General features: G+C 38.5%; 10 protein-coding genes and 4 pseudogenes. 4 read left to right on the forward strand and 10 right to left on the reverse strand.

Going from position 1 to position 11486, the window contains the following annotated elements; genetic code table 11:
- Positions 1-12: 12 nt before the first annotated feature.
- From J7I96_RS00405 to moaD, 3 genes are all read left to right on the forward strand, one after another.
- On the forward strand, positions 13-1305 hold the full coding sequence (locus J7I96_RS00405) for a molybdopterin molybdotransferase MoeA (RefSeq protein ID WP_214922292.1): 1293 nt from the start codon (positions 13-15) through the stop codon (positions 1303-1305).
- 65 nt (positions 1306-1370) lie between these two features.
- Complete coding sequence (locus J7I96_RS00410; protein ID WP_214772888.1) at positions 1371-1841, forward strand: molybdenum cofactor biosynthesis protein MoaE; 471 nt, start codon at positions 1371-1373, stop codon at positions 1839-1841.
- Positions 1838-2071 (forward strand): molybdopterin converting factor subunit 1, encoded by a 234-nt coding sequence (gene moaD, locus J7I96_RS00415; protein ID WP_214772887.1) that lies wholly within the window; start codon positions 1838-1840, stop codon positions 2069-2071. The genes J7I96_RS00410 and moaD overlap by 4 nt, the downstream gene beginning before the upstream one ends.
- A 518-nt stretch (positions 2072-2589) precedes the next feature.
- Here moaD and nagB read toward each other — a convergent pair.
- The 10 genes and pseudogenes from nagB to J7I96_RS00460 form a co-directional block, all read right to left on the reverse strand.
- Positions 2590-3343: pseudogene (gene nagB / locus J7I96_RS00420) on the reverse strand (glucosamine-6-phosphate deaminase).
- A 56-nt stretch (positions 3344-3399) separates the two neighbouring features.
- Positions 3400-3795, reverse strand: a complete 396-nt coding sequence (locus tag J7I96_RS00425; protein ID WP_311315151.1) for a hypothetical protein — start codon at positions 3793-3795, stop codon at positions 3400-3402.
- Positions 3767-4048: pseudogene (locus J7I96_RS00430) on the reverse strand (MFS transporter); the annotation flags it as partial. The pseudogene J7I96_RS00430 and the gene J7I96_RS00425, both read right to left, overlap by 29 nt.
- Before the next feature lie 14 nt (positions 4049-4062).
- The gene (locus J7I96_RS00435; protein ID WP_214772926.1) at positions 4063-4740 is read right to left on the reverse strand and encodes a FadR/GntR family transcriptional regulator; all 678 of its coding nucleotides are present in this window, start codon (positions 4738-4740) and stop codon (positions 4063-4065) included.
- 721 nt (positions 4741-5461) lie between these two features.
- Complete coding sequence (locus J7I96_RS28315; RefSeq protein WP_285289440.1) at positions 5462-5593, reverse strand: hypothetical protein; 132 nt, start codon at positions 5591-5593, stop codon at positions 5462-5464.
- A 402-nt stretch (positions 5594-5995) separates the two neighbouring features.
- Positions 5996-6622, reverse strand: a complete 627-nt coding sequence (locus tag J7I96_RS00440) for a hypothetical protein (RefSeq protein WP_214922297.1) — start codon at positions 6620-6622, stop codon at positions 5996-5998.
- Positions 6606-7094, reverse strand: a complete 489-nt coding sequence (locus J7I96_RS00445) for a hypothetical protein (RefSeq protein ID WP_214922299.1) — start codon at positions 7092-7094, stop codon at positions 6606-6608. Before J7I96_RS00445 ends, J7I96_RS00440 begins: the two co-directional genes overlap by 17 nt.
- 602 nt (positions 7095-7696) lie before the next feature.
- A pseudogene (locus tag J7I96_RS00450) lies at positions 7697-7852 on the reverse strand (JAB domain-containing protein); the annotation flags it as partial.
- A 365-nt stretch (positions 7853-8217) separates the two neighbouring features.
- Positions 8218-10027: pseudogene (ltrA, locus tag J7I96_RS00455) on the reverse strand (group II intron reverse transcriptase/maturase).
- 363 nt (positions 10028-10390) lie between these two features.
- A complete protein-coding gene (locus J7I96_RS00460) occupies positions 10391-10534 on the reverse strand; it encodes a hypothetical protein (protein WP_214922303.1) in 144 nt (47 codons plus the stop codon).
- Positions 10535-10906: 372 nt separating this feature from the next.
- On the opposite strand from J7I96_RS00460, the gene J7I96_RS00465 reads away from it, so the two are divergent.
- The coding region (locus J7I96_RS00465; protein WP_215048036.1) for an IS110 family transposase at positions 10907-11486 on the forward strand (580 nt) is incomplete at its 3' end.

Below are 11486 nucleotides of genomic sequence, written 5' to 3' on the forward strand. Positions count from 1 at the left end.
GGAGTAAAAATGATGGTAGAGAAACGAACCCCAATCCCTGTAGAAAATTGTGTTTGTAAAGTCATGGAATATACCCAAAATGGTGTAAAGGAAACGGTCGGAATTGAAGATGCACATGGTCGTTATTTAGCAGAGGATTTAATAGCTGATCATGATGTTCCCTCCTTTGATCGATCGCCATATGATGGGTTTGCGATTAGAGCGGAGGATACAGAAACAGCTACAACTGATTATCCGCTATCATTGAAAGTAGTCGGGGAAATTGGAGCAGGTTCCGTCTTTCATGAAGAGGTAAAGAAGTTCGAGGCTGTTCGTCTTATGACGGGTGCGCAAATTCCTGAAGGCTGCAATGCTGTTGTGATGCTTGAATTAACAAGAGAATTTACAGATCATGATCAGAGATTCATTGAAATTAAACGCTTTTACAAGAAAGGGGACAATATCTCCTTTCAAGGTGAAGATACACAAAAAGGTACCGTTTTAGTAAAAAAAGGTGCCTATATCAATCCGGGAGTGGTAGCCTTACTTGCAACGTATGGCTATAAAAAAGTACCTGTGGCTAAAAAGCCCGTTGTTGGAGTCTTAGCAACTGGAAGCGAGCTTCTTGAAGTAGAGGAGCCACTTGAACCAGGTAAAATCCGCAACAGCAATGCATATATGATTCTTGCACAAATTGAAAGAGCAGGAGGAGAAGTTAAGTACTTTGGTAAGCTAAGTGATGATTTGGAAAAATGTTTTACAGCAGTTAAACAGGCTTTATCTGAAGTAGACCTGTTACTTACAACAGGTGGAGTGTCAGTCGGAGATTACGATTATTTACCGGCTATTTATGATAGATTAGGTGCATCTGTGCTGTTTAATAAAGTGGCGATGAGACCGGGTAGTGTCACAACCGTTGCTCAATTAAAGGATAAACTTATATTTGGATTATCTGGAAACCCCTCTGCTTGCTATGTTGGATTTGAGTTATTTGTTCGTCCTGTTATTCGTACATACTTATTCAATGATCAACCACATTTAAAAAAAGAGAGTGCGTGGTTAGGAGAAGATTTTTCAAAACCAAATCCGTTTACTCGTTTTGTTAGGGGGAGCATTTTCTTTGAGCAAGGCAAGTTGATGGCATTTTCTTCAGGATTTGATAACTCTAGCGCAGTTTCTTCCTTATCTGCAGCGAATGCCTTCATTATTTTACCAGGTGGCACAAGAGGCTATCAAAAGGGAATGGTTGTCGATGTTCTCTTATTAGAAGATGTTCAAGGAAGTGAATGGCCTTGGGGAAACATTGTCCCATCCCACAGGTCGTAGGTTTTCAAAATAGCAGCAAAACGACATTGATGGAAAACTAATAATGAAAGAAGTGGTGAGGAAGAGTGGATCAGGATTTATTTAAAATTGTACATACTCCTATATTGGTAGAAGAACTGATAAACAAGGTGGCCAGAAGAGAAGCAGGTGCACTTACAACTTTTATTGGAACGGTAAGAGAATTTACAAAAGGGAAAAAGACGTTGTCGCTTGAATATCAAGCCTATGAACCTATGGCGGTTAAAATGCTTAGTCAAATTGGCGACGAAATTCAAGAGACATGGCCAGATGCGATAACAGCCATTACGCATCGTGTAGGGAAATTAGACATAACAGAGATTGCGGTTGTCATCGCTGTTTCCTCACCCCATCGTAAAACAGCCTATGAAGCAAATGAGTATGCAATCGAACGAATTAAACAAATCGTCCCTATTTGGAAAAAAGAATTCTGGGAAGACGGAACGAAGTGGATCGGGGATCAACTAGAGACAACTGAATATCCAGAAGGAAAGCCAGACAAGGGGGAATCGCTGTGATTACTGTTTTATTTTTTGCGGGAATACGAGAAGAAATCGGAGTAGACCGATTGCAAATTGATATACAGAATATAACTGTTCAGCAATTAAAACAATATCTTCAAACAGAATATCAGCTTTCAACTCTTCATCAAGTGATGTCAGCGGTAAATGAAAGCTTTGTAACCGATGATGAAGTGATAAAAGATCAGGATACCATTGCGTTCATTCCGCCAGTAAGTGGCGGATGATGCAAGTATGTGGGAATTCTTTAGACAAAAAAGGACCGGGCAAAAACGAACAGTATTTAAGGTTCTGGTGCAAATAGGACCTGTTAGAAAACAAGAATCTCAATATCCTTTTCATCTATGAATGATGAGGCTACTCCAAAAAAAATTATGTATGAATTCAATCTCGCCTTGTACAGACTTTACCCCTTGTTGAAGTTTCGTATCAAATAATTTAAGGATGGGTTCGTTTATATCAGAGTCAAGGATCCCATGGATTTAAGGGGGCATGTTGGCCGCCCCCTCCCTTACTTCACCATCTCACTGTTAACAAAATCATGTCATGCTGATAATGCTTCGATTCGATAAAGTTAGATTCTCCACACTAAACAACATCCATTTTTTAGATTGACAGTATCAATATGTCCAAGTTTTTAAGGTTAATTGCAAGACATTTAAGTTATTTGCACCAGAATCCAACTAAGCGTATCCTATTCAAGAAGCCACTCCCACCTAAACCTAATCTATAAATCGCAAATGAATCACGCCTCAATAAAACCCAAATGTTGACTTTCTACGTATATACACGCGGCTTCATCTGCTATGATAACAACATTAGGATGTTTCTGTAAAATCGAAGCTAGGAAATCCTCGGAGACTTCCCCATTCAACAACCTGGCAAATGCGGTTGCTTTTTTTTCTCCTGAAACAAGTAAGAGAATCTGTCTGCTTTCCATGATCGTATCGATTCTCATTGTAATCGCTTGGGTTGGCACCTCATCCAAGTTTGCAAAAAATCTTGCATTGGTGCTACGTGTTGATTCTGCTAATTCGATGACTTGCGTTCGGCTGACAAACGGCGTTCCTGGTTCATTAAACCCGATGTGCCCGTTTAATCCTAATCCTAATACCTATATCAATTTGACCTGCGCTCCGAATTTGGTTTTCATAGTTCCTGCATTCAATGCTCAAATCAGCAGCTTCTCCATTGGGCAAATGAGCTTTTTCTGGTAAAAGATCGATATGTCCAAACAACTTCTCCTTCATATAGTGGTGATAGCTATTTGGATTCATGGAATTTATTCCAACATATTCATCGAGATTAAAGGTTGTAGCACTTTTAAAAGATACTTTCCCTTGGTTATAGGCTTCAATTAGATGCTTATAAAGTCCCTCTGGAGTCGATCCAGTCGCTAATCCTAGCACGGGATTTACAAGTGATGTCATTCTTTTCGAAATTATGGAACAAGCTGTCTTACTCATTTCTTCATAATCTTTGACTTTTAAGATTTTCATATTAATCCCCATGTATTTGCAATAACACCGCGACAAATAGTATATTGAATCTTCATTTACTCCGGCTGAGCACCCGCTCGCTTCTTCTCAACAAATGGGCCTTCAAGATGTCCCCCCATCACTTCTGCATGTCCCGGTTTATTTTGATAGTTTGCGATATTGACTAGAGCTTTCTCGATGTTGGTAGGAGATTGCGTAATCGTCGTTGCTAAGAAACTTGTAGTTCCCTCCTGTGGCAAAAAAGACGCTATTGCCTGCAATGCTTCCTCTGTCGCATCCATGACATCCGCACCATTAGCACCATGGATATGACCATCAATAAAGCTAGGAATACCATTTAAATTTGTTCCGTCTATTACCGCTATATGTTCGGGTATGTCTTCAGGTTCCTGTGAAAAAACTCCAGCAATACGCCCCTCTTCTAGAAAGGAAAAGTTTAAGCTCCATTCCAAAACGCCGTGCCACCCTAGGTGCAAATGGTGATAATAAAGCGAAAGAAAGTAAAGGCAATGTCGTCAAAGATCCTGATAATGTATTGGATATCCCCAAGTCATCACGAATCGAAGTGACAAGTGGGCCAACTGATGTTAATGGAGCCCTCAGGTTTGCCCCAAGAAGAATGATTTCAATGATTAGCAGTCCAACTTTAGGTTTTATATCCAATTTAGTTTGTTCTAGTTGATTCGCCGTTTGATGAATGGCCATAATTTCCTCCTTACTTACTCTAAAGATTTTTTGAATTGTGAAATATATTCATTCACTGCTTCGATTGCCCGGTTCACATCTTGTTCGATGATGGCATCCACAAATTTGCAATGAATGTTCAAATGAAAGTTCGCATTTGAACTCATCTCAACGATTTGATAGATGGATTGATGCAGGGAGTGTTCCATTTGTTCGTACAAATCAATCAATAAATCATTATGTGATGAACCCATAATCGATTTATGTAACTGTATGTCCGCTTCTTCGTAAGCTTTGATATCCTTTGCTTCGGCAGCTTTAATGCATGCTGTTAAATGAAACCGCAATCGTTCTATATCTTCTTGATCACGTCTTAATGCCGCTAACTGGGCGCCCTCTCTTTCAAGAGCATGCCGGACCTCTAACGTTTCTAATAAACTTGACTGCTGGATCCGTCTTTCAAATGCAGCGCCCAAGGCACTGGCTGACCTTACGAATGTTCCCTTTCCTTGTTTCGTTACTAAAAGTCCTGCATAAACAAGTGATCGTACAGCTTCTCTTAATGTATTTCTGCTGACATCGAACTGTTGAATCAAATCCATTTCAGGGGGAATCTGAGTTCCTATTTTCCATTCACCTGATTCGATTAACGATTCGATTTGGGAAACCACTTGCTCTACAAGTGATAATCGATTAGTTTTAGATATGGTCAATATGCACACCTCTAATTTGTAGGATGATTGGCTCATTGGTTATTTTAACATTTGTATGTTGAAAAAATAAATAAGAATGTTGAAGCACACGGAGTATATGTAAAACAAAGTTTCTTAGAAAGAAAAAAAAAGTTCCAGTTGATTTCCTGTCTGCTAAGCTGCCTTGTCGCAAGCATCTAGCAGGGTTTCGGCTAGCCAGTTATTCGTCAGGATTGTCGCAAATTTCTTCAATCCATTGAGGGTTTCATCCAATTTAAAAAGTAAAAAACATATGTAATAATCCCTTAAGAAATCTTTAAAGGGGTCCGCGTCCAGGACTGGGGAGACCCCACAGGCGCCAAAGCGCCGAGGAGGCTCCCGGAGTGCCCGCGGAACGCGAGTACCTGCAGTGGAAATTAACTTTTAAATGCTACAACCCATAAAAAAATGTAGACAAACTTGATTTTCATCGAGTTTGTTTACAGTCTGAAATAAGCATTGTTAAGATGCTTATTTTGCGTTTAACCACTCTTTCATTTTATCTTAAAGGTTATACAAATTACTTTTAACATTATATATTCTAACGAGGTTCGTATTTTGAATATGACCTTCTTTTTCGGGGGATAAATAAAGAAAGAAAGAGAACTGATGTAGATATATCAGTTCTCCAGAAAAATTTTTTCTATATTCTTTATTTGTTATATGAGAAGAAATTTATAGTGGAATCAAAAAAAATCAGTCCCTACCGAACCTTATTATTATTCTCTTGGTTATTCTTTTCTGAAATTCGTCTTTGATTGGCTTTCGTCTCAGCATTCACATGGTTTGCATCATTTCGTTTATTTTTTTTAGATCCTCTTGCATCATTACTCATTCTTACTCACCTCCCTCGGCAACTTATTTACGTATGTTAGCTTACTCTTGCCTCCAAATTTATACGCTTCACCTGGATGTAGCACATCGCTAATTAGCATAAAGACATCCCGTATAGACCGCTGACAACATTATTTCAATCAAACAAAAGAGCAAACCCCGTTTGGAGTCCTCTCATGTTATGATTTAAAAATTCCTCATCAAAACCTATATTCCTTCGATGTTCAAATTTAAGCTCCCTATTCACTACGTGAAAACCGAAAGAGGTCCTTATAAATGAATTCAGAAGTAGTAGCGTTACAAATATCGCTTAATTGCAGGATTTCATCACACTTGAAACTCAGTGCAAATATTTTTTTTAGTTGTGCAATATCCTTGCTGTGCCTAGTTTTTTGATCGCTTATCAAAAGTAATCCTCAAAGTTCAATAAGATGGCCTTCATGACTTGGCTTGAGTTTCCCTTTTCTTTAATCCTTTTCAGAAAGTCCATGAACAAAATGACCAGTAAATCTTCGACCGTCAACTCTTCATCCATTAAGTATGAAGAAATATCATGCAGGAATACCTCACCCCGATAAATCTCCGACTCCTTGATACGTAGGGTGATCTCCGCTCGCTTTTCTTCTGAAGTCACCTCGACTTCCTCTTCCCTTTGCTCGAAAGAAAAAAGGTTGGTCGTCACCTGCTTCAATACCCTTTTTTCAATCATCGGCCGTTCCAGGAATTTTTTCTTGGAAGAAATCAAAAAGGGACAGAGCTGTTCATATTTGGCCCCTTTTTTCACTTGTTCCAGAAAGTCGAAATACAGAAGGGCAATCAAATGATACAGTGTCAGGTTTTGCGGAGCCTCTTCAAACAGATCCTTCAAGTCTTCGACGAATACCTCTCTCCTTAAAAATTCATAATAGGGTACTTCAATTTGCAGATATCGATATTTAGGCAAAAAGTAATCAAAAAAACCCTTTTTTTCCTTTGTCCCATAAAACAGCTTGTTCGATAACAGGTTGAATTGACTATAGGATTTCTTCAATGGAACCCCCTCTTTCTAACCGGGCAATGGTATGATGGATCATGCAATAGGCAACCCTCCGATCGGACATGTCCTTCAAAATGGCGACTTCATGCAATCCTCCCCTTTCGCCATATTCCGTTTCCAGCAAGTAGGTATGCATATATTCCTTCGTGTCAGTGTAGGGTATGTTATAATCCACGTCCTTCCTCTTTATCAAACCGAACCTTAGCAATAAGGTATTGCAGGCCGTCTGGGTCAAAGGTTTTCCCGTTTTTTGCTTATATATCGGATTTAACGTTTTGCAAAGGGTCCGTAGTTTTACCTTCATGACATAATCGACAGGGAACTTAATGTCATGCTGCTTGTCTTTCCTGACTTTCCTCACCGATGTTACTTTGTGTGAACTACTTCCGGAAGATGTTTTTTGAATAGCTTTTGGTTTTAGATCCTTTTTCTTCATTTGCTCAAAAAAAGGGTTCAATGATGACATCCCTTCCCTCCTCTCTCCTATCTTTCTGTAAAAATGGAATCATATCTTAGGGTCACTTTGCCAGTTTTCCACTTTACTAACAATATAGTGGGGAAGGGGCCACTTTAGAACCGGGAATGTATAAGCTTCCTTTACCATGGCGATACTATTTAGCAAGAATATTAAATTGCGAGGGATATATATGAAGAAAAAGAACAAAAAGGATACCGAGACAAAGAAACAGTTTGTGAAACTAATGGAACAGGCGGGTAAAAAGGCTGGAGGAAAAATTGTAAAGGTAAAGATAAAGTAAGAAGAAAGCGAAGGAATAACATTCTGACTTTATTACGAGCGTAGAATATTTGCTCAGCAAATTGCTCCTTCTACCCGAAGGCGCTACTGTAAGTTTTAGAGGTTGCATCAAGCAACCATCAAGCAGGCTCGATGCCTGCTCTAAATCGAGAAAAATGGATGTTTTTTTCTCCATGCGTGAAGCACCAGCTGACGATCCAACCGGTGTGCCATTTATTTATTGGTTATTTCCTTCATTGCTTTTCCCAAGGGACTCAAGCCCTTGGGAACAAAAGGGAGAAACATCCCCCTCTTGCTCGTCCTTTTTCTTATTATAAAAACCCCTTTTCTTTTAAACTAACATACTTACCCGTATGGGAAACAATCAAATGGTCTAAAACTTCAATCCCAATAATTTTCCCTGCTTCCGCCAATCTTTTTGTGACTTCAATGTCTTCCATACTCGGAGTTGGGTCACCCGATGGGTGGAAAAGGGCATGTTTCTCCTTGGTAAGTTCGGTTATACCTAACTCATCCATTTTTTTGATTGTATTTTAAGATAAAGTTTGATCAAATTGATATTAAAAACCTTGGTAAACGAAAAGAAAGAGCGTGTTTTGAAAAAAGATTGACCAAAACACGCTCTTAATATATTCAATTGAATGATTCTTTTATAAAATTGTTTGATCATTTTCCATACTTCTTAATGATGCAGATAGGTAAGGGTTTGAAGTTATCGTTCCCTTTTCCCCCTGCTCGCACCGTAGGTGCAACTTTCATCGCATACGGCGCTCCAACTAGTCCAATTCATTCAATTCTAAGTATTTAAATGAAGCATAGTTTGGTACCAAATTTAGATTGTAGGGTTTCCGCATTGTTTTCGCAATTCATTGACCTTTTCCTTTTGTTTTTTGTTCAGTTCGAAGGAGTTAACTAGAATTTTGATTTTCTTAATATCTTTTAAATGTACAAGTCGATGGACTGCTTCATGAAGCACTGTCAGATTGGAAAACCTATCATCTTTTGATAAATGAAACAGATTCTTGTGGTGACAGTGCCAGTCATTTGCACCTAGCTCAACTCCTGTTATGGCACACCTCCCGTATTGGGCTATGAACTTACTAATGCGGTTATCGTTGTATTCAATCGTTCGATTTGGAATGAATTTTTTCATGACATTGCTTAACACTCTTTTGTTAATCGCTTTGAGGTTGTTGTGTATTTTCGCTCTGCCTCGGGCAGTATAGTTACACGTTTCTTGAGAAAAACATAGGTTTGTTTTATGCCGTTGGGCATAAATGGGCACAAACACCATGTCTTGTATTTTAAAGTATTGTGGTAAGTAACCTTTATAGCGTTTTTGTAGTGTGTTAGTCATGTCATCAAACTTAGCTTCTGTTCTGATATTCTTCAATCGATTATATAAAGCCTTGTTTAGATGGGAGGACAACTCACTTAGATTTTCAGAAATTTGAGTGGCTGCTGCGTAATAGTTTTGTATCCCCATTACGACAGTATTGTAACGCCAAACTGTTTCAGCACATGGCTTTTTCTGAATTTCTTTTATAGAATCCTTAATTTTTATGAGTGCGTTAGACTTTGCTTTCTTCGTCATATTAGATTGAGCTACATATCCCATCCTTGTCTTTCCTTTCCTAATCACTCGGAAAGAGAACCCAAGGAATTCTGACGAATTCTTCTTTAAGTTAATGACCTTTGATTTTTCATCACTTGTCTCAAGGTGTAGTCTAGTATTAAGAAAATCCTTAATGGCATAATTCATTTTAATCGCTTGCGAGCGAGTACGGCATAATACCTTGAGATCATCAGCGTATCTAACAATGTAACATTCTTTTAGGTTTGATTTCTTGAGTGCTTTTACTTTGCTTCCATTATGTTTATATACATGGTTGCTCTGAAAGTTTTCCCATTGATTACTTACCCACCAATCGAGTTCATTTAGAACGATATTCGATAAAAGTGGTGATAGAATACCTCCTTGCGGAGTTCCTTTTGTTGGTACACCTTCTCCATCAATCTCTGCTTTTAATAGCTTTGATATGATAGAGAGTAATGGTTTATCTTTTATTCCCAGTGACCATATTTGTTTAAGTAATTTACTGTGATGCACATCATCAAAAAATCCTTTTATGTCTACATCTATACAATGATAGAGACCCACCATATTTACTAGTGATTCCAATCTTGCTTTCGCATGATGAGTGCTTCTATTCGGTCTAAATCCATAACTGTGTTTATGAAATTTTGCCTCGCAAATGGGTTCTAATACTTGTAAGATACATTGTTGGAGAATTCTATCCCATATCGTTGGGATTCCTAATGGTCTTACTTTCCCATTTGCTTTAGGAATGAAAACACGCCGAACATTTTCTGGTTTATATGCTTGAAACATATTTTTGACATGTCCAATTACCTTTTCTACTGATAAAAGTTTAATATCGTCAATCGTTAACTTATTTGTCCCTGCCGTTTTACTCCCTGTATTTCTCTTGATATTTCGATAAGCGAGACGTATATTTTCATTGGAACTAATCAGTTTCATTAAGCCATAGAAATTTTGACCATCTACACTTTGAGCACAAGTTGTCAAAACAATGTTGCATATCGTAATACTCACTGTGTCTCAGTTTCTTTCGTTTCAACAAGTCGGTGACTCCCTTGGGAGTTGAACCTCTTTTAGTCTCACAAGAACCTTATTAACCGATAAAGAACTGTCTTACATGGTTGAATGATTCTTCACTAGTCTAGTGGCTATCCCTTCGGGTTGATTAGACCTTTCATCGGTACTGTGCCACCACTTTCACTGATACAAAGATAAGTTATACAGTAGCTATTCTCACTAGTGTTTTCCTTATCAACGCTTCTTTAGGAGTAAGCCCTCCACGTTATCAGCTTACAACGTTGAATTATATCTATTATAGAAAGAACTTAGGTGCTTCCTCTAAGCCTGTTAGCCGTTCATATGCCTGTAACATATCATGGATTTTCATATAAGCTAGTCTTACTTATCCACTGCTAACCTCACATTTGGTGATATACACATTTCTATGTATTGTGCGTGTAGACCCGTACATTCGGAAGTTCGTCAGCTCAACCTTTAATTTAGGTTTATTTACATTCTCACCATATTCATTCAACTCAAGCATCATGATTTACACCACCTCCGCAGGTAGGCTTTCGCCAGCCGAACTGATACGGTAAATTCTTACGCCTTTTTGCCGAGCTTATAACACTGTCATTCTTACTAAATCAATGCTATTCGACTTAGAGAGAACCCTTCAAGGCGTTACCCTATCATTTGATTCTCCGATATAACCCTTCAGTTCCGTAAGGAACTGTCTAACCTTTACCTGAGTAATGTGACCATTCTCAATTTAAGTTAGAAACATTTCGCACAACTAAAGCACTCGTTAGCATTCCTGTAGATCGTTAAATATCAGGTTTGAAAAAAATAGAGCCCCTCAGTAAGATACGAGTATAGAGTCCAATCTAACTCAAAGTCTTAAGGAGGAAGCCCTACTATGAATTTTAAAATGCAAAACAAACAAAATCAACTAATTGAGAGAATTACAGATCAACATCTAGTTGTTGGTGTGGATATTGCCCAACACGTACACGTGGCCCGTGCTGTAAACTATCGGGGCATTGTGGTCGGGAAACCTTTGTCTTTTGAAAATAACGAAGAGGGTTTTACTAGCTTACTAAACTGGATCAAGGAACTAAAACACATGAAAAACTTAGACACCACGATAGTAGGAATGGAACCTACCGGTCATTATTGGATAAACCTCTCAAAGTGGCTAGTCAAACAAAACATGGATGTCGTCACGGTCAATCCTCACCATGTCAAAAGAAACAAAGAAAATCGTGATAATACGCAATCCAAAAGTGATAAAAAAGATGCCCTTGTTATAGCTGATATGGTGAAGAATGGCTACTATGCCTTCGTTCGTTCCACTTCAGAATCATTTGAAAAACTTCGTGTGCTTATGGCTAACCGAGATGTGATCGTTAAGCGTCTTGTTAGCTCCATCAACCAAATTAATCGCTGGGTGGATGTGGTCTTTCCCGAGCTCCGGGAAGTGTTTAAAGACGTATCAT

The organism is Bacillus sp. ISL-78 (genome assembly GCF_018613455.1).
Classification (GTDB): Bacteria; Bacillota; Bacilli; order Bacillales; family DSM-1321; genus Peribacillus; species Peribacillus frigoritolerans.